General features: G+C 42.7%; 1 tRNA gene. It reads left to right on the forward strand.

The annotated features are described in order from the left end of the window. Positions 1-58: 58 nt before the first annotated feature. Positions 59-134: transfer RNA gene (locus AB4482_RS22895), tRNA-Ala, on the forward strand. The last annotated feature ends 77 nt before the right edge of the window (positions 135-211 follow it).

Below are 211 nucleotides of genomic sequence, written 5' to 3' on the forward strand. Positions count from 1 at the left end.
GAGTACCCACACAGATTGATGGTTTAATAAGTTAAGAGTAGGAAATACTTTTCCAGATGGGGCTATAGCTCAGCTGGGAGAGCGCCTCGCTGGCAGCGAGGAGGTCTGCGGTTCGATCCCGCATAGCTCCACCATCTTTAAGTGTTCTTCCTTAAGAATCTTTAAAAATGGTTATTTCTTTTGAAATACCTAGCTCTTTAACAATTTGGAA

Origin of the sequence: Vibrio sp. 10N.222.55.C7, from assembly GCF_041473335.1 — a bacterium.
In the GTDB taxonomy this organism is placed as follows: Bacteria; Pseudomonadota; Gammaproteobacteria; order Enterobacterales; family Vibrionaceae; genus Vibrio; species Vibrio crassostreae_C.